Source organism: Synechococcus sp. BL107 (assembly GCF_000153805.1).
Lineage (GTDB): Bacteria > Cyanobacteriota > Cyanobacteriia > PCC-6307 > Cyanobiaceae > Parasynechococcus.
Map to the genome: position 1 here is coordinate 2,220,650 of NZ_DS022298.1, position 25,359 is coordinate 2,246,008.

General features: G+C 57.8%; 27 protein-coding genes and 1 tRNA gene. 13 read left to right on the forward strand and 15 right to left on the reverse strand.

The genetic code is table 11. From position 1 onward, the window contains the following. Positions 1-47: 47 nt before the first annotated feature. Positions 48-3,662: a chromosome segregation protein SMC gene (gene smc / locus BL107_RS11645; RefSeq protein ID WP_009790569.1), complete on the forward strand. Its 3,615-nt coding sequence runs from the start codon at positions 48-50 to the stop codon at positions 3,660-3,662. Positions 3,663-3,737: 75 nt separating this feature from the next. Beyond that, positions 3,738-4,820 carry a PRC-barrel domain-containing protein gene (locus tag BL107_RS11650; RefSeq protein ID WP_037988572.1) on the forward strand — a complete coding sequence of 361 codons (1,083 nt, stop codon included), beginning with the start codon at positions 3,738-3,740 and terminating at the stop codon, positions 4,818-4,820. A gap of 109 nt (positions 4,821-4,929) precedes the next feature. Here BL107_RS11650 and msrB read toward each other — a convergent pair whose 3' ends face one another. From msrB to BL107_RS11665, 3 genes are all read right to left on the reverse strand, one after another. Next, positions 4,930-5,331 carry a peptide-methionine (R)-S-oxide reductase MsrB gene (gene msrB / locus BL107_RS11655; RefSeq protein ID WP_009790571.1) on the reverse strand — a complete coding sequence of 134 codons (402 nt, stop codon included), beginning with the start codon at positions 5,329-5,331 and terminating at the stop codon, positions 4,930-4,932. Between the two features lie 26 nt (positions 5,332-5,357). Then, positions 5,358-6,629 carry a hypothetical protein gene (locus BL107_RS11660; protein WP_037989059.1) on the reverse strand — a complete coding sequence of 424 codons (1,272 nt, stop codon included), beginning with the start codon at positions 6,627-6,629 and terminating at the stop codon, positions 5,358-5,360. Positions 6,630-6,639: 10 nt separating this feature from the next. Further along, positions 6,640-6,721 (reverse strand) — tRNA-Leu (locus BL107_RS11665). A 130-nt stretch (positions 6,722-6,851) separates the two neighbouring features. Between BL107_RS11665 and accC the strand changes: the two genes are divergently transcribed. Further along, positions 6,852-8,198, forward strand: a complete 1,347-nt coding sequence (gene accC, locus BL107_RS11670) for an acetyl-CoA carboxylase biotin carboxylase subunit (RefSeq protein WP_009790573.1) — start codon at positions 6,852-6,854, stop codon at positions 8,196-8,198. 11 nt (positions 8,199-8,209) lie between these two features. On the opposite strand, the gene BL107_RS11675 is transcribed toward accC, so the two are convergent. Next, complete coding sequence (locus BL107_RS11675) at positions 8,210-8,533, reverse strand: YggT family protein (RefSeq protein WP_009790574.1); 324 nt, start codon at positions 8,531-8,533, stop codon at positions 8,210-8,212. An 88-nt stretch (positions 8,534-8,621) separates the two neighbouring features. Here BL107_RS11675 and psbX point away from each other — a divergent pair, with 88 nt between their 5' ends. The 4 genes from psbX to BL107_RS11695 are packed head-to-tail and all read left to right on the forward strand — an operon-like array spanning position 8,622 to position 10,822. Next, on the forward strand, positions 8,622-8,744 hold the full coding sequence (gene psbX / locus BL107_RS11680; protein WP_009790575.1) for a photosystem II reaction center protein PsbX: 123 nt from the start codon (positions 8,622-8,624) through the stop codon (positions 8,742-8,744). A 49-nt stretch (positions 8,745-8,793) separates the two neighbouring features. Then, on the forward strand, positions 8,794-9,810 hold the full coding sequence (locus tag BL107_RS11685; RefSeq protein ID WP_037988577.1) for a Ycf66 family protein: 1,017 nt from the start codon (positions 8,794-8,796) through the stop codon (positions 9,808-9,810). 23 nt (positions 9,811-9,833) lie between these two features. Continuing rightward, positions 9,834-10,346, forward strand: coding sequence for a hypothetical protein (locus BL107_RS11690; RefSeq protein WP_009790577.1), 513 nt, complete (start codon positions 9,834-9,836; stop codon positions 10,344-10,346). Then, positions 10,343-10,822, forward strand: a complete 480-nt coding sequence (locus tag BL107_RS11695; RefSeq protein WP_009790578.1) for a hypothetical protein — start codon at positions 10,343-10,345, stop codon at positions 10,820-10,822. The genes BL107_RS11690 and BL107_RS11695 overlap by 4 nt, the downstream gene beginning before the upstream one ends. Here the strand turns inward: BL107_RS11695 and BL107_RS11700 are convergent, their stop codons facing one another. The 3 genes from BL107_RS11700 to BL107_RS11710 are packed head-to-tail and all read right to left on the reverse strand — an operon-like array spanning position 10,823 to position 13,413. Beyond that, positions 10,823-11,032: a chlorophyll a/b-binding protein gene (locus tag BL107_RS11700; RefSeq protein ID WP_009790579.1), complete on the reverse strand. Its 210-nt coding sequence runs from the start codon at positions 11,030-11,032 to the stop codon at positions 10,823-10,825. Between the two features lie 8 nt (positions 11,033-11,040). Next, positions 11,041-13,047 carry an ABC transporter ATP-binding protein/permease gene (locus BL107_RS11705; RefSeq protein WP_009790580.1) on the reverse strand — a complete coding sequence of 669 codons (2,007 nt, stop codon included), beginning with the start codon at positions 13,045-13,047 and terminating at the stop codon, positions 11,041-11,043. Between the two features lie 24 nt (positions 13,048-13,071). After that, positions 13,072-13,413, reverse strand: coding sequence for a histidine triad nucleotide-binding protein (locus BL107_RS11710; RefSeq protein ID WP_009790581.1), 342 nt, complete (start codon positions 13,411-13,413; stop codon positions 13,072-13,074). Between the two features lie 90 nt (positions 13,414-13,503). Between BL107_RS11710 and BL107_RS13340 the strand changes: the two genes are divergently transcribed. Both BL107_RS13340 and BL107_RS11715 read left to right on the forward strand, forming a co-directional pair. Beyond that, positions 13,504-13,884, forward strand: coding sequence for a magnesium chelatase domain-containing protein (locus BL107_RS13340; protein ID WP_009790582.1), 381 nt, complete (start codon positions 13,504-13,506; stop codon positions 13,882-13,884). Beyond that, the gene (locus BL107_RS11715; RefSeq protein ID WP_369791574.1) at positions 13,832-15,079 is read left to right on the forward strand and encodes an ATP-binding protein; all 1,248 of its coding nucleotides are present in this window, start codon (positions 13,832-13,834) and stop codon (positions 15,077-15,079) included. The genes BL107_RS13340 and BL107_RS11715 overlap by 53 nt, the downstream gene beginning before the upstream one ends. On the opposite strand, the gene BL107_RS11720 is transcribed toward BL107_RS11715, so the two are convergent. Genes BL107_RS11720 through def form a run of 3 tightly spaced genes read right to left on the reverse strand, consistent with a single transcriptional unit; the run spans position 15,052 to position 16,470 of the window. Beyond that, positions 15,052-15,642 carry a DUF3747 domain-containing protein gene (locus BL107_RS11720; protein WP_050749885.1) on the reverse strand — a complete coding sequence of 197 codons (591 nt, stop codon included), beginning with the start codon at positions 15,640-15,642 and terminating at the stop codon, positions 15,052-15,054. The genes BL107_RS11715 and BL107_RS11720 overlap by 28 nt on opposite strands. Before the next feature lie 21 nt (positions 15,643-15,663). Further along, entirely contained in the window at positions 15,664-15,861 is a 198-nt protein-coding gene (locus BL107_RS11725) for a hypothetical protein (protein ID WP_009790585.1), read from the reverse strand. A gap of 3 nt (positions 15,862-15,864) precedes the next feature. Beyond that, positions 15,865-16,470, reverse strand: coding sequence for a peptide deformylase (gene def, locus BL107_RS11730; RefSeq protein WP_009790586.1), 606 nt, complete (start codon positions 16,468-16,470; stop codon positions 15,865-15,867). A gap of 49 nt (positions 16,471-16,519) precedes the next feature. Here def and BL107_RS11735 point away from each other — a divergent pair, with 49 nt between their 5' ends. After that, positions 16,520-18,439, forward strand: coding sequence for a prolyl oligopeptidase family serine peptidase (locus BL107_RS11735; RefSeq protein WP_009790587.1), 1,920 nt, complete (start codon positions 16,520-16,522; stop codon positions 18,437-18,439). Here BL107_RS11735 and BL107_RS11740 read toward each other — a convergent pair. The 5 genes from BL107_RS11740 to BL107_RS11760 are packed head-to-tail and all read right to left on the reverse strand — an operon-like array spanning position 18,436 to position 23,549. Then, positions 18,436-19,722 (reverse strand): SufS family cysteine desulfurase, encoded by a 1,287-nt coding sequence (locus BL107_RS11740; protein ID WP_037988579.1) that lies wholly within the window; start codon positions 19,720-19,722, stop codon positions 18,436-18,438. The two genes, BL107_RS11735 and BL107_RS11740, sit on opposite strands and share 4 nt — an antisense overlap. Continuing rightward, positions 19,719-20,909, reverse strand: a complete 1,191-nt coding sequence (gene sufD, locus BL107_RS11745; RefSeq protein ID WP_009790589.1) for a Fe-S cluster assembly protein SufD — start codon at positions 20,907-20,909, stop codon at positions 19,719-19,721. The genes BL107_RS11740 and sufD overlap by 4 nt, the downstream gene beginning before the upstream one ends. 2 nt (positions 20,910-20,911) lie before the next feature. Further along, positions 20,912-21,700 (reverse strand): Fe-S cluster assembly ATPase SufC, encoded by a 789-nt coding sequence (sufC, locus tag BL107_RS11750; RefSeq protein WP_009790590.1) that lies wholly within the window; start codon positions 21,698-21,700, stop codon positions 20,912-20,914. Positions 21,701-21,746: 46 nt separating this feature from the next. Continuing rightward, positions 21,747-23,186: a Fe-S cluster assembly protein SufB gene (gene sufB / locus BL107_RS11755; protein ID WP_009790591.1), complete on the reverse strand. Its 1,440-nt coding sequence runs from the start codon at positions 23,184-23,186 to the stop codon at positions 21,747-21,749. Positions 23,187-23,192: 6 nt separating this feature from the next. Next, positions 23,193-23,549, reverse strand: coding sequence for a ferredoxin-thioredoxin reductase catalytic domain-containing protein (locus BL107_RS11760; RefSeq protein ID WP_009790592.1), 357 nt, complete (start codon positions 23,547-23,549; stop codon positions 23,193-23,195). A 138-nt stretch (positions 23,550-23,687) separates the two neighbouring features. Between BL107_RS11760 and sufR the strand changes: the two genes are divergently transcribed. From sufR to BL107_RS11775, 3 genes are read left to right on the forward strand one after another with little or no spacing between them, the layout of a single operon-like run. Continuing rightward, positions 23,688-24,332, forward strand: a complete 645-nt coding sequence (gene sufR, locus BL107_RS11765) for an iron-sulfur cluster biosynthesis transcriptional regulator SufR (RefSeq protein ID WP_009790593.1) — start codon at positions 23,688-23,690, stop codon at positions 24,330-24,332. Continuing rightward, a complete protein-coding gene (locus BL107_RS11770) occupies positions 24,329-24,664 on the forward strand; it encodes a hypothetical protein (RefSeq protein ID WP_009790594.1) in 336 nt (111 codons plus the stop codon). The genes sufR and BL107_RS11770 overlap by 4 nt, the downstream gene beginning before the upstream one ends. A gap of 45 nt (positions 24,665-24,709) precedes the next feature. Further along, positions 24,710-25,306, forward strand: coding sequence for a phycobiliprotein lyase (locus BL107_RS11775; RefSeq protein WP_009790595.1), 597 nt, complete (start codon positions 24,710-24,712; stop codon positions 25,304-25,306). The last annotated feature ends 53 nt before the right edge of the window (positions 25,307-25,359 follow it).

Here is a 25,359-nt window from a genome sequence, read left to right on the forward strand (position 1 = left end):
TTCCAAAAGCTCCGCTAAATTTTGGTTGCTGACAGCCCGTTTTCCTGTTGGTTTACATCAATCAGGTTGGCTTAAAGCACTTCAAGTCCTTTGGTGGGGCGATGACGATCCCTCTCGAAGAGGGATTCACCGTTGTGACCGGCCCCAATGGATCCGGCAAAAGCAACATCCTGGATGGCGTGTTGTTTTGCCTGGGCTTAGCCAACAGCCGCGGAATGCGGGCCGATCGGCTGCCAGACCTGATTAATAGCGGGGTTCTCAAAACCGGAAAAGCAGCCGAAACCTCGGTGAGCGTGAGGTTCGATCTCAATGATTGGACACCCGACACGGCGGAAGATGGTCTCGAGGCACCAGCGGAAGGTCCCTGGATTCAACCGGGGCAAACGGAATGGACCGTGACGCGCAAGTTGCGGGTGATGCCAGGTGGCTCCTACAGCTCGAGTTATTCCGCTGACGGGGTGCCCTGCAACCTCCAGCAGCTGCAAACCCAATTGCGCCGTTTGCGCATCGATCCGGAGGGGAGCAACGTCGTGATGCAGGGCGATGTCACCCGCATCGTGTCGATGAGCAATCGCGATCGCCGTGGGCTCATTGATGAACTGGCCGGTGTCGCCCTTTTCGATACGCGCATCGAACAAACCCGGCGCAAGCTCGACGACGTGCAGGAGCGGCAAGACCGCTGCCGAATCATTGAGCAAGAGCTGCTGGCGAGCCGCCAGCGCCTGGAGAAAGACTGCGCCAAAGCCCGTCAATACAAGGATCTTCGTGAACGATTGAAGCTCGGGCGCCAGCAGGAAATGGTGCTGGCCTTTGAGGCCGCCGAACAAGCCCTCAAAGACCTCAGCACGCGCCAACAGGCCCTCGAAGCCCAAGAGCAAAGGGATGGCATCGCCATCGCGAATGGACGCGAGGCCCTCAACAAAGCCAGCGCTGAGCTGCAAATTCTTCAAGATCAGGTGAAAGCCCTTGGAGAAGACCAGCTCCTAGCGGTTCAAGCCGAACTCGCAGGACTCGACACCAGCAGCCGCGAACTAGAACGTCAAGCCTCACAACACCAAGAAGAAGGGCAGCGGCTGCAAGGATTGCGCCATGACTTAACCATCCGTCGGCAGGAGTGGCAGCACCAATCCAAAACCCAAGAGAAGGATCCCCATCAAGACGCCTTAGCCGCTGCCGAAGACACCTGCCGTGCCTCTGAATCTGCCGTTGAGGTATCCCGCCGCCGACTAGCCGACGTTGCAGGCCGTTCTGGGGCTTGGTTAGACGAACAAAAACGACGGAGTGCTCGGCGGCAAGAGCTGCAAAGCATCGTGAATCCCAAACTTGAAGAACAACAGCAACTGCAAGAACGGTTGCGTCAGGAGTCGGAACGGCTGCAAGAACTCCATCAAGAGCAGCAGCAAGACGGGGCTGATGAACAGGATGTTCAACAACAACTCACAACCCTGGAAGAGAGCTGGCAAACGCTGATCCACGGGCTGTCTGAAGGCAAGCAGGCCCTTCAACAAACCGTGGACTCCCTTGCCATCCAACAACGGACTCGCAGTCGTTTGGAGCAAGAACAAACCCGACTGGAACGGGAAATTGCGCGTTTGGAAAGCCGCCGTGATGCCCTACAAGAAACCCGAGGCACCGGTGCGTTAAGGCTGTTGTTGGAGGCCGGTCTCGATGGCATTCATGGTCCAGTCGCCCAACTTGGTGAAGTGCAGGATCAACACCGCCTGGCCTTGGAAGTTGCCGCAGGTGCCCGTCTCGGCCAAGTCGTCGTCGACGACGACCGCATTGCAGCAAGAGCGATCGAACTGCTGAAAAGCCGCCGCGCCGGACGACTCACCTTTCTGCCCCTCAACAAAATTCGTGCCCCAGGCAGCGGAAGCGGAAGCAACTCGGCAGCCTTCGCCCGCGGGGCCCGTCCAAGCGGCGATACCGGCGGCGGATTAATTGGCCGTGCCGTGGAACTCGTGCGTTTTGAACCGGTTTACGACCAAGTGTTTGCCTACGTGTTCGGCGACACGCTGGTGTTTGCTGATCTGGCCACCGCCCGACAACAACTCGGTCGATCGAGGGCCGTGACTCTGGATGGAGAGCTCCTCGAAAAAAGCGGTGCGATGACGGGCGGAAGCTTGTCACAACGCAGCGGCGGCCTCAGTTTTGGTCGTAGCCAAGATCAAGACGAAGCCGAACCCCACCGCCGCAGGCTCCTGGAGATCGGGGAATCCCTGGCAGCCTGCCGGCGTGAAGAATCCAAATTGACGCAGCTGCTCGAGCAGCAGAAACCACAGCTGCGGGAGATGGAACAACGCCAGGCCGGCCTCATCGCCGAGCGCAACGCGGCGCAGCGGAACCATGGCCCGTTGATTGAGCGCAACCGACAGCGGTCGGAACGGTTATTGCGCCTTCAAAACGAACAAACCACCCAGCGGCAACGCCTGGAGATGATCGAGGCAGAACTCAAACCACTGCAAGCGGAACTCGCCCAACTGAATGAAGCGGAACGCAACAGCGGTGATCACGACGATGCCGCGGCCTGGCAACAGCTTCAACACGACCTCGAGGCAGCCGATCATCGTCTCGAAGTCGCTCGGCATGAGCGTGATCTTCTTCTGAATGCAAAGCGTGAGCGGCAGCTCGCCCTCGAGCGTCTGGGAGACCAAGAGAAGGCCCTCGCGGCAGAAGAAACACGACTCCAGGAAGCTGTTCAGGCCCTGGCCAAAGCCCATGGCGCGTGGCGCGATCAACAGTCGGAACTGCAAAACAAGCGAACGTCGTTACAGGCTCAGCAACAAGACCTCCAAGAACGTTTCGGCACCCAACGACGAGCCCGTGATGCCGCGGAAGCTGAGGTGGCCCGTCAACGCCAAGCGCTTCAGCAAGCCGAATGGAACCTGGAGCGATTGAAGGAAGACCGCGAAGGCTTAATCGAGGAACAGCGCAGCGGAGCGATTCGCCTCAAGGAAATGGCGGAAGCACTGCCAGAACCCCGTCCAGAGATCCCTGAGTCGATGCGGCTTGAAGGATTGGAGGTTCTTCAGGGCGAACTCCAGGCAATCCAACGACGCATGGAAGCGCTGGAGCCCGTGAACATGCTCGCGCTTGAGGAACTGCAAGCGCTGGAACAACGCTTGGGTGACCTCAACGAACGGCTCGATGTTTTGAATAGTGAACGCGAAGAACTGCTGCTTCGAATTGAGACGGTCGCCACCCTGCGTCAAGACGCCTTTATGGAGGCTTTCACCGCAGTGGATGGTCATTTCCGTGAAATTTTTGCGTCGCTTTCCGAAGGCGATGGGCATCTGCAGTTGGAAAACGCCGATGAACCGCTCGAGGGTGGCCTAACCCTTGTGGCCCATCCGAAAGGAAAAACCGTGCGGCGTTTGGCGTCGATGTCGGGTGGAGAGAAATCGCTAACAGCCCTCAGCTTTCTGTTTGCCTTACAACGTTTCCGCCCCTCCCCCTTCTACGCCCTCGACGAGGTCGACAGCTTCCTCGACGGTGTGAACGTGGAGCGATTAGCTGCCTTAATCGCCCGTCAAGCCAAAGATGCCCAGTTCATGGTGGTGAGTCACAGACGTCCAATGATCGGCGCCTCAGAGCGCACGATTGGCGTTACCCAAGCCCGCGGAGCCCACACCCAGGTTGTTGGACTTCCCGATGCAGCCTGAACAGATGCAGATCGAACTGCCACAACGGATCCACTGCGTCAGAATGGGCCGAATTGTGCATGGCCGAGGGACCGTTTGACCCCGACCCCTTCAGCTAACGACACCCTGACGGGTGTTCCCAGTGACCGTCTCTGGCTGCGGTCAGAGCTCATGGGTACGCAGGTGATCACCCGCGACAGCGGCCGTCGTCTCGGCGTCGTGGGTGAGGTGATTGTCGATATTGACCGCCGTGAGGTGGTGGCGGTTGGACTGCGGGATAACCCCCTCACTCGCTTTTTACCGGGCTTACCGCGCTGGATGCCCCTCGATCGCATCCGTCAGGTGGGAGATGTGATCCTGGTGGACTCCGCTGATTCCCTCAGCGAAGGATTCAATCCCGAGCGCTACAGCCGTGTGATCAATTGCCAGGTGATCACCGAATCCGGTGACCAACTTGGTCGTGTTCTGGGATTTGCGTTCGACATTGAAACGGGTGAACTGTCCACCCTTGTGATGGGTGCCCTCGGCGTTCCGCTCCTGGGTGAAGGCGTCTTAAGCACGTGGGAAATGCCTGTTGAAGAGATCGTGAGCAGCGGCCCCGATCGGATCATTGTTTACGAGGGCGCTGAAGACAAACTCAAACAATTGAATAGCGGTGTGCTCGAAAAGCTAGGGGTTGGCGGCCCCAGCTGGGAGGAACAGGAGCGAGAGCGCTACCGCGTCAATCTTGTGCCGGTCGAGAACCAACTCAGTTCGGGACAACCCGTTGAACAACAGCAACGGCAGTTGCAGGCGTCCGAAGCTCAACGGTTTGAAGCTGAGGAAGAAATGGAATACGTGGAACTTGAAGACCAACGCCGCGACGCACAACCCCAACGTCGCTACCTCGAAGAACAAACCACGGATTCCTTCGAATCTCCCCGTTACAACACTGCGCGGTACCGGGACGAGCCCAGTTTCAATGCAGCCCCCAATGAAGAACCCAGTGTCGAAGAACTTCGATTCGAAGAACCACGATTCGAACAGCCTCAGATCAAGGAGCAGCGCTTCGACGACTCAAGCCTGAACGATGACCCAGCTCCGCGACGAGCCATGCCGGCTTCGAGGCGTCCGGTGCAAAAAATCAGCGAACCCCTCGATGTCGAACCGATTCGAGACGACCTCGACGATCCTTGGTAACCGCGAGCCAACGCGTTGATTGAACCGCAACACCAGTGGTGGGGGAAATCAACAAAGCCACCATTTTCTGCAATGGCGGCAATGGACGACTGAACTGGACCGATGACGATCAAGCCGCTTTGAAATCCAACGAGGCGCTGTTCACGCAATAACGCTGGCCTGTTGGTGCCGGTCCATCAGAAAACACATGGCCGAGATGACCATCGCAGCGGGAGCAGGTGATCTCCGTCCGGACCATGCCATGGGTCACATCCTGTTTGGTGGTAATCGCCTCTGGAGAGATACCGTCCCAAAAACTTGGCCAACCTGTGCCCGACTCAAATTTTGTGGTTGAACTGAACAACGGCGTTCCACAACAAACGCAGTGATAAACACCCGTCGCCTTGTTGTCCCAATACTTACCCGTGAAGGCCCGTTCGGTTCCTCCACAGCGCGCCACCTGGTATTGCTCAGGAGATAAGGATTGCTTCCACTCGTCGGTGCTGCGATCAATCCGATCAAGGCTGGGCATGACGAGAGAAATTAAGGGGTTGCACCCTAGACAGAGGGAAGCGCTCGGGGGAGCAGATCACGCACTTCTGCGGCCAAGGCCATCACAGCACCGGGCTCACCGCGAAGGGCCTGGAGGTCCTCACGCTGCCCCTCTAAACGCTCTGGAGACGACAACCATTCGATCGCTTCCGTCGCGATTTGTTGGGGAGTGATCTCACCAATTCGCTCAGGAACCACACCTCGACCCGCCGTGATGTTGGGCCAAGCCACAAAACCGTTGTTGCGCAGTCTCCAGAACGTCAACAACGCTCCCAACAGACGTCGCAAACCAGGGATCCGCGCCAACAAGCCAAAACCGCCGTCCCAAGCGCGCATCATGTCCAAATGCTGGGTGGGCACCATCACGATCATGGGAACCGCCAACGCACCGAGTTCAGCGGTGTTGGCACCCACGGTGGTTAGTGCCAAATCGCACTGACTCAAAGGGCCATGGGCTGGATGCTCCTGAATCAATTGGATGCGCGTTCCAGCTTTCGTGATCAACACATCGCGATCAACATCCACCACCGCTGATCGATAGCGAGCGGCAATTGGGTTGGTCGGGCCCGCAAAGCGCAGAAGTTCTTCAACGCTGGTGGTGGGGGCCAACGGCAACAAGAACCGACATTCCGGACGTTCTTTGGCGATGTGATCCGCGGTTTCGAGAAAAAACGGCATCCCGACGCTCAATTTGGCTGCCTTCGAACCCGGTAGTAACGCCACCCACTCACCATCCGGCAGGGGAGCCTCTCGACGAGCAAACGACGAAAGATCAGCCATCAAATCACCAACCACCCGACAGCGGCCCTGATAACGGACTGGCAATTGGCGGCGCACCGCGTCTGACATTGCAGCAATGCTGTCGTTCCACTGCGGCCAACGCGCCACCCACTCCGCGTAGGTGATGTGGCGGTACCCGAGACGGGCAGATAACAGCACCGTCCAAAACTGATCACCCCCCAGAAACACCACGATTCCTTTCTTAGGCCACAAGCCAAAGCGTTTGGGACGCAACAGCAGTGACCAAAATGATCGAGCCGGAACGATCCGATCAAACAGCTGCCAAGGCTGAGCCGCTCGATGCTCTTGGCCCGTGGCATTCGGACAGGGCACCAACACCAGTTGCAGGCTGGCGGGAGAGCTGGGAACGCGTGGTCGTAATGGCTGAAGACTGTGGAGCCGTTCCGCAAGAGGTCGAACCCAGGTGCTCAACTCCCCTGGACCGTTCGAAACCAAGACGATCGCCAGTCCTGGGTCAGCGTTTTGGAGGCTTGCCAAAAGAATGAAATGCGGATGGCGAGACTTGAACTCGCAAGGCCGAAGCCACACGCCCCTCAAACGTGCGTGTCTACCAATTCCACCACATCCGCGTGGTCGATTCAGCCCCGCGGGCGTCATCGAGGAGTGATCATACCGGCCGGAGTAACTCAGGCTGGCGTTTCGAGCTCTTAATCAGTCGCCGCTGATACGATCCGCCTTGAGGCCTAATGACACTGCGGGATGCCCATCGGCAAAGTGCTGATCGCCAACCGCGGCGAGATCGCTCTTCGAATTTTGCGGAGCTGCAGGGAGCTCGGCATCGCCACCGTTGCGGTGTACAGCTCTGTGGACAAAGACGCTCTGCACGTTCAGCTAGCGGATGAAGCCGTATGCGTTGGAGAAGCCCAAAGCAACAAGAGCTATCTCAACGTTCCCAACATCCTTGCCGCAGCTACGTCACGCGGTGCCGACGCCATTCACCCGGGATATGGCTTCCTGGCAGAAAACGACAAATTTGCCGAGATGTGCAACGAGCACGGGCTCACATTTGTAGGACCATCACCCCATGCGATTCGGTCCATGGGCGATAAATCCACTGCCAAAACAACGATGCAATCGGTGGGAGTCCCCACCGTTCCAGGCAGTGAAGGATTGCTGTCCAATCCACAAGAGGCCGCTCAGCTCGCAGCTGAAATGGGCTATCCCGTGATGATCAAAGCCACTGCCGGTGGTGGTGGTCGAGGCATGCGTCTCGTGCCCAGCCCCGATCAGCTCGAAAGCCTCTACAAGGCGGCCCAAGGGGAAGCAGAAGCGGCCTTTGGCAATCCTGGCCTCTACATGGAGAAATTCATCGACCGCCCCCGCCACGTGGAAGTGCAGGTGCTGGCGGATCGTCACGGCAATGTTGTGCATCTCGGCGAACGGGACTGCTCCATCCAGCGGCGCCACCAAAAACTGCTTGAAGAAGCGCCAAGCCCTGCCTTGGATCCCGAGCTGCGGCGAAAGATGGGTGAAGCGGCCATCGCCGCAGCCCGAAGCATTAACTACGAAGGGGCTGGCACGGTTGAGTTTCTCCTCGACCGCACCGGCGGTTTCTATTTCATGGAGATGAACACACGAATTCAGGTTGAACATCCGGTGACGGAGATGGTCACTGGGGTTGACCTGATTGCCGAGCAACTCCGCATTGCTGGAGGCGAACCGATCAGCGTTCGCCAAGACGAGATCCAACTCAATGGCCATGCCATCGAATGCAGGATTAATGCTGAAGATGCCCGCCATAATTTCCGACCTGCTCCAGGTCGCATCACAGGGTGGCTTCCCCCTGGAGGCCCTGGGGTGCGTGTCGACAGCCATGTGTACACGGGGTACGACATCCCCCCCTTCTACGACTCGTTGATTGGGAAGGTGATTGTTTGGGGCAAAGACCGCCAACACGCCATGACCCGGATGAAACGGGCCCTGAATGAATGTGCCGTTACGGGAATTCCCACCACTGTTGAATTCCACTTGGAGATGCTCGACCGTCCAGAGTTCATCAACGGCGACATCCACACCAAATTTGTGGAGCAGGAAATGCTGCCCTAGGCCACTCTGCGCTAGGCCACCGCTTGGGCACTCCGCAGCAGGATTTGCGAGAGAACACCCTGTTGTCCTACCAACAGCTCCCGAAACAAGCTGATCAACCCCACCCAGATCACAGGGGTGACATCAACCCCTCCAATCGGAGCGATCACTTTTCTTGTAAGAACTAGGACTGGCTCCGTGGGCCAGGCGATCAAAGGCCACGCTCCTTTCGTCATATCCACCTGGGGATACCAGGTAAGAACGATGCGGAGCAAAAATGCGAGGGTCCAAGCAGCCAGTAAGACACCCAATAAAACGTGGACAATCGGCAAGGCCTGAAGCAGCAGCGGCGTCACAAACCTCAAAGCAATCGAGCCACCATCGTAGAAACAGGACTTTGATCATTAGGATCGCGCTGGCCACGATGCAGACGGCAACGCCCCGATGACCTCCTCCCTCTCCAACTTTCTAAGCAGCCTCGTGTGGGGAGCTGTGATTATTGTTGTGCCCGCAACCATTGCTTTGATCCTGGTGAGTCAGACCGACCGCCTCGACCGCAAGCTCTGACCAACAACTGGCGCCACTCGTAAGCTAGGGCGCAAGCGGGAGCGCACCTTTGGTAAATGCCAGTCTTAATTGGGCCAGCATTGTCGGGATTGTGCTGGCCGTCGGCGGTGCGCTGCTTTACTTCATGCGCACCTTCAAGCCTGCGCTTGCAAGGGATTACGACGTTTTCTTTGCCGCAATCGGACTTCTTTGCGGAGGAATCCTCTTTTTTCAAGGCTGGCGCCTTGATCCGATTCTTCAGTTCGGCCAGTTTCTATTGGCCGGCACCACAGTATTTTTCGCGTACGAAAGCGTTCGCCTGAGGGGTGTCGCGACGGAGCAAGCACGACGCTCCGCCTATTTCGACGATGAACCTGCGGCACCAAGGGGGGAGCCTGGTCCCGGAGGCCTCCGGGGCGGATGGGATGAGGACTACGACCGCTTTGACGAACCGCAGACGGTCCAACGCCGTTTCGGCGGACGCAATGCCGGCACAGAGGACCGCCCCGAAGACGATTTTTATCGCCCAAGACGCACGAGTCGAGCCGCGATTCCAGAGGAAGCCGCGAGTCGCCGCGGGCGCGACCAAGACACCCAAGGTTGGGATCAACCCGACGAACGCTCCCGTCGCATGGCACGTTTCCGCGCCGGTGAAGCCAGGGATGAGCGGCGACCCGATTTCGGTGAACGGCGCTCTGATCGTGAGGAGCAACGGCGGGGCAGCCGGCCTACGGGTCGCCAAGAACGCCCCACCGGATCGCCCGTACGCCCTGAAGCGGAAGACGCCGCCTTCAGCACCAGTCGGAGTGGGAGAAATACCGCATCAGCCCCCGCACCCCAAACCAAAAGCCCATTCCCCAATTCAGGGAGAGAGAGAGGTGGAGAGGCCCCAAGCCGCCCGCTGAGCAGCAGACCCCGATCAAACAATCCTTCCTCAACAGCAGCGACCAGCCAGTTCCAATCGAATGCTGAAACCGGGCGGTCCGCACCACGCAGCTCCCGTCCTCGCGATAACAGTCAACGGGACAACAGCCCACGCGATAACAGCCCTCGGGTCCGGGACAACAGTTCCCGCTTTGACGACTGAATCGTCTCCTCTCGCCGCTGCTGATGCTCCTGATCGGCATGGGCCTGGTGGGCTGTAGTGGCCGCGTGGAGCGAGCCGGCGGTGGATTACTGGCCAAAAGCCAACAGAATCCTGCCCTGAGTGGAAACGGGCAATGGCTCGCCGTGATCAGCGACCTGCGGGGGCGCCAAACGGTGCAATTGCGCAATGTGAGCAATGGATCGATCCAGGCATTGCCTCAACTCAAACGTCATCAGCCCCATAGCTCACCATCGCTGAGCTGGAATGGTCGATACCTGGCCCTGATCACCCAACAGGGACGGCGACGGATGGCAGTCATCGCCGACCGTCTCAACGGGCGATTGCACCCCATTCAGCTCCCTGGCGGCCGAGATCCGATTCAAGTCAGCCTGTCACCCGACGCCCAAACCATGGCTCTACAAGTGACCGATCAAGGTCTTTGGCGCGTTGAGATTTTTGACCTGAGCGATGTGTTGGAAACCGACCGACCAGCGGGACAAGCCTTGAGCACTCCACCCCTCTCGCCAACACCATGACAAGGCTCAGCCTGAGCTTGGGTGTGCTCCTTTTGCTGGCTGGATGCAGTGGCGGGCGACCGCGTCCCCGGCCCGAGCTCAATGGACTCCTGCGTCAATCAGTGAGTAGCCGCCGGGACCCAGCTCTTGCCCAGGTCTGGTTGGCGAGCCTTGGCACGCGGGGCGGGCGAGAGCGGATCGAACTGATCGACCTCAGAACTCGCCGACCGGTACCACTACCAGGCCTTAATCGCGCAGACGCCCAACCCATCAGCCTCAGCGTGAGCGGTGATGGCGGCCGCATCGCCGTGGTTCAGCAACGGGAGGATCGCACTGAGCTCTTTCTCTACCGCCGTAATGCAGCAGCCCTGCAGCGACTCCCTTTAGATCCTCCTGGCGTGCCTCGATCAGTGAGTCTTGATGGCTCAGGGAGGCTTCTGGCCGTACAAGTGAGTCGAAACGGGCGCTGGGACGTTGATCTCATCCGCTTGCCGTAATTAAGGAAGCAAGCCTGCCCAAGACAGAAACGTGTCTCCACTCAACACTTCAACCAAGACGACTGCCACAAACCCAACCATGGCGAAACGGCCATTCACCCGCTCGGCATAACTGCTCCAACCAAAGGCAGGAGCATCGGTTGTGGTGGCTGTGGCAGATCTGGCCTGCTCTTGGCTGGCGTCAGCAGCACTGGTGGTCTCAGAAGTCATCGGGTCGATCAGACGCGGCCGAATTCATAGCCTGCCGCAGGCAACAGACGCCATCCTCCCTTTCCATCCAGCTCGAGCACCGTGTCGTGGAATTCCGTCAGGGTTGGGCGGTGTCCAACACTGATGAACGACATCTCACGACGACAGAGCAACTCGTAAAGATGGCGCTCTGTTGCGACATCCAACGCGCTGGTGGCCTCATCGAGAACCACCATCTGCGGAGCATTGAGCAAAAGCCGAGCGAAGGCAAGCCGTTGTTGCTCGCCTAAGGACAACAGCCTTGGCCAATCTTGCTTCACATCCAGATCGGGATAACGGTTGAGCAAATCAGGCAGACAGGCCTCGGCCAACACAGCCCGGAATTGGTCATCGGCAAACCGATCAGACTCCAAGGGGTAAGCCAGCTGCTCCCGCAAGGAACCCAGCAACATGTAGGGCTTTTGGGGAATAAACAGCAAATCCCCCGTTGACGGGCGCTGAATTTCACCATCCCCTTGCACCGGCCAAAGACCACTCACCAGACGTAAAAACGAGGTTTTACCGCAACCGGAAGGGCCCACAACCAACAATCGCTGGCGGGGCTCAAGACTGAGGTTGAGATCGCGAATCAAGACCCGATCACTGAAGGGCGGCACCAGATCGACACCCTTCAGCAACAAATGATTTCCCTCGGTGATTTGCGCGGAGGAACCACTGACTAGAGGACCATCGTCCCGCTGGGCGCTGATCTCATCAACGCGACCTTGGAAACCCTCAAGACGAGAAATACTGGCGGAGAATGCCGCTAAACGGTCAATATTATTGACAATATAACTCACCGAAAACAACACCTGAGAGAAGGCAATACTGGCCTGCCCAAATACACCAAAATCAACTTCCTTAGCGAAATAAATCGGTGCAATCACCAGCCAAGGCAGAAAGCGAGAGAAGTAGTCATAGGAGCGCTGAATCACACTGATCAACGCCTCCCAAACAATCAATCGGTTGTAGTTCTGAATGGCACCATCCAGCCTGCGATTCGCCTCTTTACCCTCTTGCCCCTCACCACCATAGAAGGCAATTGATTCAGCATTATCTCTGATATGAACAAGCCCGTAGCGAAAGTCGGCTTCAAGCTTTAATTGCTGATAATTCAACGACACAAGCTTACGACTTGCGAAAACAATTAAACCGGTTCCCACAACTGAGTAGACCAGCAACAGCAACGCAAGCCGTCCATTAATTGTCCAAAGAACGATAATAAAACTGAGAAACGTTAACAAGGCTGAGATCACCTCAACCAAGACACTCAGACTGGTGATCGTAAAGCTTCTCGTATCATCAGAAATACGCTGATCCGGGTTATCAATATCGGATGCATTCTCGTCGTTCGGATTCAGAACGTAATAGGCACGATTTGATAAATAACGGCCCAATAAGCGTGAACTCAGCCATCGACGCCACATCAATCCCACCTTGGGGATTAGGTAACTTTGTACAGCTCGTATTGGCAAGGCCAAAACAAGGCAGAACGCATAGATGGCAACAATTTTCCAGAAGCTGCTCTCGTCGTAACCGACCAGAGCATTTTCAATATTTCGGGCAATAAAACTAATCCCCACATTGATTCCATTGATCACAAGGATCAACAAAGCAATGACACCCAGCAGCAACCAAGGCAACCAGCGCCCCTGACGAAGCTTGCTGCGAAAGGCCACAAAGCAACCGCCACCCACCAAGGTGAGGCCACTCACCAACGGACCGATCCAACCCGACCAAATCGCATCGACCCGCTCGGGGATCCCGGGCAAGAAGCGTTCCTGCAAGCTGGGGATCAGCACTCCACTGATCTGGACCGCTGCCGTGAGTAGCAGGAGGGTGACCCCAACAACAACAACGAGCAGCGCAACAACGAGCAGCAGAAACTGCCAAGAGCGACTCTCTTCAACGGGCAGAAAATATGGCTGTGCGAGGCGCTGCAGCCGGCCGAGCTGCTGACCGAAGCCCTGTAACGGACGCCTTGAGGGTGTTGTCATCCCCCCATTCTGACCAGATACGGCTTAACCAGGGGGCCAAGCCAGGGGACGGCCACCAATCACATGTACATGGAGGTGAAACACCGTTTGTCCGGCGCCAGCTCCACTGTTAATCACGGTGCGCCAGTCGTTCAAGCCCTCTTGCTTGGCCACGCGAGCTGCCACCAACAACAAGTGCCCCAGCAAAACCTGATCGCTGTCCCCAGCCGATCGCAAACTTTCAATCGGCTGACGCGGAATCACCAACACATGGGTTGGTGCCTGGGGGGCAACATCGCGAAAAGCCAGGCACAACTCATCGCTGTACACCTCATCGCAGGGGATTTCACCTCGGAGAATTTTTCCAAAAATCGTGTCGTCCGCCATGGCAACCAACAGGGAGGTAACGAGGAATGAAACGGCAGAGGTGGTGTGACAGGCCGGGCATAAGTCCCGTACTTCACAACCTCTTTTCTGATGCTGGCACGGTGTCTCAGCGCGTCGCTCCACGGCCTCGAAGCCAAACCCGTCACCGTGGAGGTGGATCTTGCGCCGGGCCTTCCAGGAATTCAGTTAGTGGGGCTTGCCGATAGGGCGATCCAAGAATCCCGGGAGCGGGTGCGCTCAGCCCTTAGAAACAGTGGCTTTCGCGGCCCCTTGGTGCGGGTGGTGATCAACCTTGCTCCGGCCGACCGGCGCAAGGAAGGACCAGCCTTTGATCTACCCATTTCGCTCGGGCTGCTCGTGGCAAGCGGTCAGCTGGACCGCCCCAAGCTCGACGGACTTTGGTGTGCTGGTGAATTGATTGGGACTGGACGGCAGCCTGCGCCCCTGTCGTGGCGTGATTGCCCTTGCTGATTTGGCCAGACAGCAGGGCGCCAGAGCCCTGATCGTTCCCCCTGCCAATGCTCCTGAAGCAGCCCTCATCCCAAACCTCACAATTTGGACAGCCAGCAACCTCAAGCAGTTGGTGCAACAGCTCAAAGGGGAATGCCCGATTGTCCGCATTGAGCACAACCCATCGCCTCAGCCAGCCACCCCTGCCGCCAAGACCTTGGATCACCTAGGTCTTGGCATCGAGGGCATGGATCGGGCCGCCCATGCTCTCGCCCTGGCAGCAGCCGGGGGGCATCACTTGTTGATGGTGGGTCCACCGGGTTGCGGGAAAACCCACTTGGCTCGCCATTTACCACTCCTCCTTCCACCCCTGACGACGTCTGAGTCGCTCACCATCACCCGGATTCACTCAGTAGCAGGAGAGTTTGATGCGAGTGAGCCGTTGCTCCATCAGCGACCCTTTCGCTCGGCACACCACAGCTGCTCGGGGGCGGCCCTCCTCGGCGGAGGCCACACCCCAAAACCAGGCAAAATCAGCCTTGCCCACGGGGGCGTTCTCTTTCTCGATGAATTGGCGGAGTTTCCGCGCCGGGTACTCGACCTGCTCCGCCAACCCCTCGAGGACGGCAACGTGCGCCTCAGCCGCTCGCGAGAGACCACAGTCTTTCCCGCGGCTGTGACCTTAGTGGCCGCCACGAACCCTTGCCCATGTGGATGGCATGGCGACAGCACCCAAGCCTGTCGCTGTACGAGGGCACAACGACAGCGCTACTGGCAACGGCTCTCAGGACCTCTCCTCGATCGGATTGATCTGCAATTGCGATTAGAGCGTCGATCATCGAAGCAAATGCGGAGTTGCCTTGAGGCAACCCCATCGCCACAAACTCACTCAGCGTGGCTCAAGCCCTCACGGGTGAAGGCAGCGCGTCGGCGCATGCGCACCCGAAATCCCCGGGGCTGCAGCAACCGCTTCCTCACAACAGCGGATCTACACCGCTACGGCCAATTCGAGGCCAATGGACTCACGCTGTGGGAGCGGGTGATCGAACAACGCAGGCTCACCACCCGTAGCAGCCTTCAGTTATTGCGGGTCGCCCGCACGATTGCCGACCTGAACGGCCAAGACACGGTGCCAACCGAAGCGATCGCCGACGCGAGTGGGTTCCGCTGCACGGATCTCATGGCAGATCACTCTGCCGGCGCTGAATCTCGATAGATGTAGAGGTGGCCCAGGGTTTTCGTTCCGTAGGCACGTCGCTTAAGCATCCAGCCAGGCTGAAGATTGAGTTGAACAAAACCGCTAGCAACCCCACCGGCCCGAGCCACCACATACACCGGCTGGGAAGAATTTCGGGTCGGGGCTGCCAAAAGTTCGATATCGCTGCCGGTTTTGACCACGGTGAGGCGATAACGGGTGCCCAGATCGTCGCCACCAAGGCGTAAGGAGTACCCATTGCCATCGATATAGCGGTTGCAAACGCCTGTGAAATCAAAGCTTGAGAGCAGGGGGTCCACCGCAGCAGGCACACCACCACTCACGGCGAAGCAAGGACGCTTGTTGGTGCGCTGTTCGTAGATATTCAGCTGAGATCTGGCGCCTTTGCCAATTGGAGCCGACACCAAGATGAAGTTGGCCTCCTCCACGGGAACCGCTGTAAAGAGGGAACCCTGGGCCATCACCGGGACAGTCCCTGACAAAGCAACAGCAAGTCCAGCAGCGGTAGGCAAAAAGCGAGGGATCACGGCCGAGAGCTGAGTTACTGGAATCGTAAAAGTCATGGTCAATTCAAGCCCGCCCAATCAGGCCGGTTTGTTCAACCGAATCGCGACAAGTAGTGTCCCAACGGTGGCGGGGGCAGCGATCGCCAAGATCCAACTGGTGGTGGACACACCAAGATCGGGATCCCCATAGGCAAGCTCAAACACGCATCCAGTGCTGGCAATCCCCAGAACACATGCCAGAGCTAGAAAAAGTCCGGCCAAAGGTTTCATTGGCATGGCTCAGGACACGCTTTGAACATATTTGGACTGAAACCCATTGTCCTTCAGTTCTTTCTGAAGACCGTCTTGATCCGTCACCCGATCCACAAACAACACACCATTGAGATGGTCCATCTCATGCTGAATACAGCGGGCCATTAATCCGTCGGCTTTCATTTTTCGTGGTCGTCCCATTTCATCGCGATAGCTCAATTCGATTGCGGTGGGACGCACCACATCGAGATAAACCCCAGGGATGCTGAGGCAACCCTCCTCATAGGTGTCCAAACCAGCGCTTGCAGCGGTGATCTCTGGATTAATCAGCACCAGAGGGGGCGTCGCTGCGTTTTCCAGGTCGAGATCAATCACCAAAAGCTGCTGATACACAGCAACTTGAGGCGCGGCTAATCCAATGCCCTTGGCGGTGTACATGCTGCGCAGCATGTCTCTGGCCAATTCCCGCACTTGATCATTCACCTTGCCGATCCGCTGAGCAGGCTGACGCAACGCATCAGCACCAAGGGTATGGATCTCCAAAGGAGGGGTTTCCAGGGCCGTCTTCGGCACCAACATCGTGTCCCTGGCCTTGTCAGCCGCCCGTGCCAACTGCGCAAAGCTTCCCGCCAAGACCACTCCTCTATTGGTCCAGCATGGTAATCGGGATCATTCGACCGCCATGGGACACACCCAGCTCTCCGCACAAACCGCCGTTGGCCGGCTCCCAGGCCTGAAGGAACCGAAGCTGATTCAAGGAGCAGACAACGTTCTCTGGCTGATCTGGCTTGAACAGCGTCCGGCGGAGAAAGGACGGACCACCGCAATGATGCGCCGCTTTGGCGAGCCAACTAGCCCTCAGATCGAACTAACGCCAGCACCGATCAACCTGCGCAGTCGGGTGCATGACTACGGCGGCGGAGTCCTGGCCACAGCCGCAGACAACAACCACCTGCATCTGGTGTGGATCGATGCCGGATGTCTTTGGCAACAACGGCTGTGTTGGAGAGAAGCCAGCTCAGGCCAAGATGTGCCCGCAGCCAAAACCCCTCCAGAACGGCTGACATGCCCAGGGCCGTGGGAACTGGCGGATGGTCTGCTGAATCTTCAGCACAACCAGTGGATCGGCATCCGCGAACAACAGGGAAAAGATCAACTCGTCAGCGTCAACCTTCAGCGCACCGATCAAGAACCAGAACTGCTCCATCAGCCAGCAGACTTTGCTGGATATGCCGCACTGAATCCAAAAGGAGACCGCCTGGCCTGGGTGGAATGGTCGCAACCATCGATGCCTTGGGACAGCAGCAGCCTGTGGTGCGCTGAGCTCAGCCACACAGGAGAGCTCATCAATCCAACCCAACGGGCCGGGGGGAATGGCGTTTCTGTATTTCAACCCCAATGGCTTCCGGATGGCCGGCTGCTGGTGGCGGAAGACAGCAGCGGCTGGTGGAATTTGATGCTGGAGGAGCCAGCCACTGAATCGTGGGAACGGCCTTGGCCGATGGCAGCGGAAACGGCCATGCCCCAATGGATTTACGGCATGAGTACCACCGCCTGGGATGGAGAACGGCTGCTGGCGGCGACCTGCGCAGACGGCACTTGGACGCTGCAACGCCTGGGGCTCGATGGGACGGTGCTGAAGCTCGCGCAACCCTTTGATGATCTAGCCGGTCTGAGGGCCTGTAACGGCAAGGCGGTAGCCGTCGCCAGCAACAGCAGCTGTGGAGCCGGGCTCCTCGAGCTCGACCTTCAATCCCCCACGACAACCTGGAGCCATACCCCTGCCGTAGCGACGCCTCTGCCCGACAGGGAGATCAGCGTGGGGCAAGCTCTTTGGTTCAAGGGACACCAGCAGCAACGCACCCATGCCTGGTATTACCCGCCCATCGGAGCCGGGGATGGACCAGCCCCCCTCCTGGTGAAAAGCCACAGCGGCCCGACAGCGATGGCCCGCCGCGGCCTAAGCCTGGCGATTCAGTACTGGACCAGCCGCGGCTGGGGTGTCGTGGATGTGAATTACGGCGGGTCCACCGGTTTCGGACGTGCGTATCGGGAACGGTTGAACCAAGGCTGGGGCGTCGTCGATGTGGCGGACTGCGCCGCCGCGGCCCAGGCATTGATCGCCTCAGGACACGCCCATCCCGATCAAATAGCGATCGAAGGGGGCAGCGCAGGGGGATTCACCACCCTGGCAGCACTGTGCTTCACCGATGTGTTCCGCGCTGGTGCCTGCCGCTATGCCGTTTGTGATCTCACTGCGATGGCGACAGACACCCATCGCTTTGAAGCCCGATACCTCGACAGTCTTGTTGGGGCCTGGCCAGAAGAGCGCGCCACCTACAACGAGAGATCTCCCTTGCAACACGCCGGCCGCATTCGCTGCCCAGTGCTGTTTTTCCAGGGCCTGCAAGACAAGGTGGTGCCAGCGGAGCAAACCGAGCAGATGGCCGCCGCCCTGCGCCACAACGGAATCACGGTGAACGTCCGCCTGTTTGAGGATGAAGGCCATGGCTTCCGCAACCAAGCAACCCAAATCAGGGTGCTTGAGGAAACGGAGGCCTTCTTCAGGCTTCACCTAGGGCTTGAAACAAACAGCTGCTAGCTGTGCTCCCGCAGGAAAGACACCGTGGAAGAAAGCTCCTCAGCGAAGGCATCGATTTCCTCCATGGTGCTGGTGAAACTCAGGCTGGCGCGGGCTGAAGCTGAGACCCCGTAAAGCCGATGCAATGGCTGACAACAGTGATGACCACTGCGGATACAAATGCCAGAGGCATCTATCAAGGCCGCGATGTCGTTGGCATGCACGCCCTCGACTAAAAACGTGGCGAGGGCTCCACGACCAGGCTGCTGCTCAGGCGTTGGCCCCAAGATCCGCAGCCCATCAATGGCTTGCAATCGAGCAAAAAGATGCTGAGTGAGCTGGGCTTCCCAAGCTTGAATCGCATCGAGGCCAATCTCCTGCAGATAGTGAAGCGCCGCACCCATCCCCACGGCTTCACCAATCGCTGGCGTGCCGGCCTCAAATTTGTGGGGCAATACGGCCCAGGTGCTGTGATCCAAAAACACGTCTTGGATCATTTCGCCTCCACCAAGAAACGGAGGCATCGCCTCGAGCAACGTCTCCCGCGCCCAAAGGAACCCCATCCCGGTCGGGCCACAAAGCTTGTGGGAGGAGCCAACCAAGAAGTCGGCTTCGAGGGCCACCACATCGATGCTCTGATGCGCCAGGCTTTGGCAAGCATCCACCAACACCAAGGCACCAACGGCATGCGCCGCGGGGATCACAAACTCCAGAGGATTGCAGCATCCCAACGTGTTGCTGATATGCACCAAACTCACCAGTCGAGTGCGCTCAGACAACTGCGCTTGGAAATCCTCTAGATCCAGGCGGCCATCATCCGTAATCCCTACATGGCGCAAGACACAACCGGTGCGCTGCGCCAATAGCTGCCAAGGCACCAAGTTGCTGTGGTGCTCCATCACCGTGAGCAACACCTCGTCGCCTTCGCGGAGGGTGGAGTCACCCCAGCTGCGGGCAACAAGGTTGATCGCCTCACTGGCATTGCGGGTGAACACAATCTCGCGGGGGCTATGAGCACCAACAAAGCCAGCCGCTGTGGTTCGAGCCGCTTCAAACGACTCCGTTGCCCGGGCACTGAGCTGGTGGGCACCCCGATGCACATTGGCGTTGTCGCAGCTGTAGTAACGCTGCATCGCATCGATCACCTGCTGCGGCTTTTGACTGGTCGCAGCGTGGTCGAGATAGATCAGGGGCCGGTCATCCGGCGTTTTTTGAGCAAGAATTGGAAAATCGGCACGAAATCGTGACGATAAATCTCCCAAAATTTCACTAGAACGTGCCAAAGAAGGGTTAAGGGTGGTCATGAGGCCAGCCCCTCAAGCACACGTTCCAGCGGTCGCCAAGCTGTCGCATGCGCTGGAAGCTTCTCGACCACTTCTTGGCATGCACCGCGCAACAGCAGCGCCGCAGCATCAGAGGCTCCGATCCCACGGCTTCGCAAGTAAAAGAGCTCGTCTTCCTGCAGTTGGGAGACCGTGGCGCCATGGGCGCAACGCACGTCATCCGCCACGATTTCCAACTCAGGCTTGGTATCGACGCGGGCCCGATCAGAGAGCAACAGATTCCGACTGAGTTGCGCTGCATTGGTGCGCTGCGCCTTGCGCGGCACATTGATTGCGCCATTGAAAATTGTGTGGGAGCGCCCTGCCGCCAGGCATTTTTGGAGCTGCTCCAACTCACCATCGGGCCCTTCAAAACACACCGACGTATGCACAGCAAGTTGCTGCTCAGCATCAGCAACGGCCAGACCCTTCAACGTGGTGGAGGCTTGTCCGTCCACCTGAACCACCCTTGGCTCGATCCGTCCCAATGACCAACCCTGAACAACAGACGTGAAGGAGTAGGCACTGCGGGGCTCTTGCTCGACGGCCAATTGAGCGAACAACGACGCCACGCCATCGGCACAAGCCAAGACCCCATGGTTCAACTGCGCTTCTTGACCGAGATGAACCTCCAGAAGATGACTATGGGCCGCTTCGCCCCGTGCCGAAAACACTTGTAGAAGCTCGAGCTGTGCTTTTTCTTCCACCACCAGCAACACCCTTGTCGGAATAAGGCCGGACGCGGCTGCCATGGTGATTTCCACTGGCGGAACCATGCCGCGAACCCGCAAGGCCAACAGTTGTTGAGCGGAAGCATGGTTGAACTCGATCAACCAGTCGTCGGACCATCCGCAACGATCAAGGGTGTGGCCTAAAGCAAGCTCCAGTTCCTTCGGCTCAAGGGGCGTGAGCCCCTCTGGCAAGGTCACACCCTCCAAAGGGTCATTCACGCCGTCAAGCACCAGGCGCACAACATCATCCAAACGGGGCGGAGCATCAGACGCGGTAGCCACGCTGCTGATCGGCATCCGAGCCACAGCTTCCAGTCGGCCCAGGTTGGTGAGTCGCCAGGCTTCATGCTTCCGCGTCGGCAAGCCAAGGCGAACAAGCGCTTCTTGACCGCGTTGCTGGACTGGTGCCAGCACCTGTTCCCTGGTGGACGCAGCCATGGCTAAGCGACTCCCTGGGCTGCGAGCTCTTTGTCCACCCAGTCGTAACCGGTCTGTTCTAGTTCCAGTGCCAACTCGCGACCGCCAGTCCGAAGGATGCGGCCCGCTGCCATCACATGGACATAGTCCGGGGTGATTTCATCAAGCAAGCGTTGGTAGTGGGTAATTAACAACATGGCGTTGTCTGCATTGGCCAACTGATTCACACCACCGGCGACGATGCGCAGGGCGTCGATGTCCAAGCCTGAATCGGTTTCATCGAGGATCGCCACAACGGGCTCAAGCAATGCCATCTGCAGGATCTCGTTGCGTTTTTTTTCGCCACCAGAAAAGCCTTCATTAACGCTGCGCTCCAGGAAGGCGGGATCCATCTGCACCACCTTCAAGCGTTCATGCACATGGTCTTCAAAGTCAAACGTGTCGAGCTCCTCGAGGTTTTGCTTCAGGCGCCGCGCATTGGTGGCAACCCGCAGAAACTCCAAGTTGCTCACTCCAGGGATTTCAACCGGATATTGGAAACCTAGGAACACACCAAGACGAGCCCGCTCCTCAGCTTCGAGCTCAAACAAATTCTCGCCGCGATAGCGCACCGTTCCGGAGGTGACGCGATAAGCGGGATGACCTGCAAGAACCTTAGAAAGGGTGCTTTTACCACTGCCATTGCGACCCATCACGGCATGGATCTCGCCAGCCCGAACCTGAAGATTCACACCCTTCAAGATCGGCTGATCTTCCACAGAGGCGTGTAGATCAGTGATGTCGAGGAGAAGCTCGGCGTCGGGGCGAATCACTTAAGGGAAAAGAGGAAAAAAGTGCAATTAATCAAGGGAGCGGGGGTCAACCCACAGACCCCTCGAGCTTGAGAGCCAGCAATTTGTCGGCTTCCGCCGCAAATTCCATGGGCAACTGGTTGAACACGTCACGGCAGAAGCCACTCACCATCATCGACACGGCCTCTTCAAAGCCAATGCCTCGGCTTTGGAGATAGAAGAGCTGATCTTCTGAAATCCGACAGGTGCTGGCCTCGTGTTCGATCGCAGCTTGGGGCTGTTGCGAACGGATGTAGGGATAGGTGTTCGCGGCTGCCTGATCGCCAATCAGCATGGAGTCGCACTGGCTGTAATTACGGGCGCCCTTCGCTCCTGGGCCCATCTGAACCAGGCCCCGGTAGCTGTTGCTGGAACGGCCAGCGCTGATGCCTTTGCTCACAATCGTGGAGCGGGTACGAGGTCCCACATGAATCATTTTTGTTCCCGTGTCCGCTTGCTGGCAGTTGTTGGTCAGAGCAACGGAATAAAACTCTCCAACGGAATCGGCCCCTTGCAACACGCAACTTGGATACTTCCAAGTAATGGCTGAGCCGGTTTCCACCTGCGTCCAACTAATTCGACTGCGCGCACCACGGCATTGGCCACGTTTGGTGACGAAGTTGTAAATACCGCCGACGCCATTCTCATCTCCGGCATACCAGTTTTGAACCGTTGAATATTTGATTGATGCGTCGTCTAAAACCACAAGTTCAACCACCGCAGCATGCAGCTGGTTCGTATCAAACATTGGGGCAGTGCAGCCCTCGAGGTAGCTCACGGAGGCGCCTTCTTCCGCCACGATCAAGGTGCGTTCAAATTGCCCGGTATCGCCTGAATTGATTCGGAAATAAGTGGACAGCTCCATGGGGCATTCGACGCCCTTCGGAATGAACACGAACGAACCATCACTAAACACAGCAGAATTCAGTGCTGCAAAGTAATTGTCGTTACTTGCCACGACTGAGCCGAGGTATTTCTCAATCAACTCGGGATGATCTTTAACAGCCTCAGTGAAGGAGCAGAACACGACTCCGTGCTCCGCCAATTTTTCTTTATAAGTGGTGGCGATGGACACACTGTCGAACACCGCATCAACAGCCACGTTGCTTAAACGTTTCTGCTCACTCAGGGGGATTCCAAGCTTGTCGAAGGTTTCAAGCAGCTTGGGATCAACTTCATCAAGACTTGCTTTTTTAGCCTGTTGTTTTGGCGCTGCGTAATAGATGATGTCTTGATAATCAATCGCTTCATAGCCCAAGGCAGCCCAATCGGGCTCTTCCAAGGTGAGCCAATGGCGAAAGGCTTTTAATCGAAAATTTAGGAGAAATTCCGGCTCATCTTTTTTGGATGAAATAAGCCGCACAACCTCCTCACTGAGACCCTTATCGATCTTGTCGGTCTCGATTTCTGTCACGAAGCCGTACTTGTACGGCTGACTGACGAGATCGCGTGTGGAGGTGCTGGTCATTCAGGTTCAGCCTGCGGTTGCTTGGATCGTTTCTGTCGTGATGGTCTGGGTTTTCTCAGGGCATGCGAAAGGGTTGTCTTCCGTCAGGAACAACATGCAATGGCACTCTTTTCGCTCGCGCATCGGAACACAGGGGCAATTCCAAAACGCTTGGGAAACCTCAGCCTCTTTGTCCTCGTAATGACGACACGGGCATAGAGCACCACCGAGGTCGTCCTTATGACGAGCGAGTCCCTTCAAGACGACTGACGTAACACTTGGCTCGGCACAAAAGTAAGTACCAGTGCGCTTGGCGTAGGTCTCAGCGAATTTGCGGATGACCTCAAGACTTTCAGCTGTCGGCTCTTGAGCGGTGTCGGACATGGAGAGAACAGCGAATTACGAAACCCCACGGTTTCCTTATGAGCAGCCTAATCCAGAAGGCAGCTCATTGGCGGGGAAACCATTGTGACTGTCAATGGGATCGATTCACTGTCATGGTGTGGGGGATTACGGCTCCTCATGAGCGCTTCGGCCCAGCCCAGCACCCGCGACGCCGTGCTCGCCCTGCTCCTTGAGCGCGGCGAGATGGACGCCTGCGACCTCGCGGAAACGCAGCAGATTTCCGTGCAAGCGATGCGCCGCCATCTCCGCGCCCTCGCCGACGATGGACTCGTCGCCTCCAGCACGAGCTCCAACGGGCCTGGACGCCCCAGCAATCGCTGGTTTCTGACCGAAGGAGGACGCGAACGATTCCCCGATGGGAGCGGGGGGTTTGCCTTGGGGCTGCTCGATTCACTGCGGTCCAGCCTTCCGGAAGATGCGTTTCAAGAGCTCTTGAAACGCCAAGCGGAAGGGAAAGCACAGCAGTACCGCCTCCAACTCGGCGATGCTCCTCTTGAAAATCGACTCCATCAACTCGCTCGCCTACGTCGCGAAGAGGGCTATGTGACGGTCTGCAGCCTCGATGAAGACGGCCACAGCTGGAACCTCCAAGAGGCGCACTGCTCGGTTCAGCGCATTGCCGAAGAATTCCCGACCATCTGCGACCAGGAGCTTCTTCTCATCCGCCGTACCGTTCCGGACTGCCAAGTGGAACGGGTGCACTGGCGTCTCGAGGGCGGACACACCTGTGGTTTTCGGATTACGCCGATCGAAATCCCATGAACATTGATGCTGAAACGATCGCGCGCATCGATGCCACGTTGCTCCCGCAGCTCGATCGCCACCATTTGCGGTTGCTGGCCCATTGCCTCGCAAGTTTTCGCATGATGGCTCCCGACTTGGATGGAGCTCTGCCGAACGCTGCCCTGCGACGGCAGTGGTGCGAGCAACAGCCTGTCGTGGCCGATGATCCCCAATTTTTAGTCTTGCTTCTCAATCAGCTCAACAACGCAGCGGACCAGCTCGAGGAAATGGCCGACGACTGCAGCAAAGCCCCCCTTGAGCTCAGCCTCGATGACCTCATCGCCGCAGCGGAACGTCGCTGTCGCGTCTAGCCAGCACCAGCAAACTGCCATCATCAGCGCAGTGAAGCCGCGACGATGACCCTCGAGATCCCCGACGCCCTCAGTTTTTTCCGCCTGAGCTGCGGACGTTGGATGTCTCAACGCAGCCAGCATCACTTACTGCACCGCCGAGCTGAGGCCGGTGCATCCTTCATCGTTGTGGAGGAACTGTTCAAAGGCGATGAGCGGCTTGCGGACATCGCAACCCGTAACGGAGAAGATGTGAGCCGGATTGTCGGAGGCTGCTGGGTTCGCTGGAGCGGTTCCATGGCCTGGGATCGGGCCGGAGAATCCCATGAAGACCAAACCATGTTCGGACTGATCCCGAGCGATGACGCTGGTCGCCAAGGCTTGCTACTGCGCGATCGGGGCTATGCCGAAAAAGCACCCGTTGCTGGCCAATTCCGCATGGATGACGAAAACGGACTGATCCTGACAACGGACTACGAAATGATGAGTTCCTTGGAACGCTTTTGGTTTGCCGGGCCCAACCTTCGGCTGCGGACCAGCACCGTCCAAGGGCTATCGAACAACGCATCCTTCTGTATGGAGACTCGCCAACTGGACGATTCGCCGGCCAAAACCTCGAGAATTGCCGCTGCCGCGACCGAGCTCGCCCCATTTGGCTGGTAAGTATTAGTACTTACCCGAACTATTACGGGTTGTGATCGCTGCCAGAGCAGTAG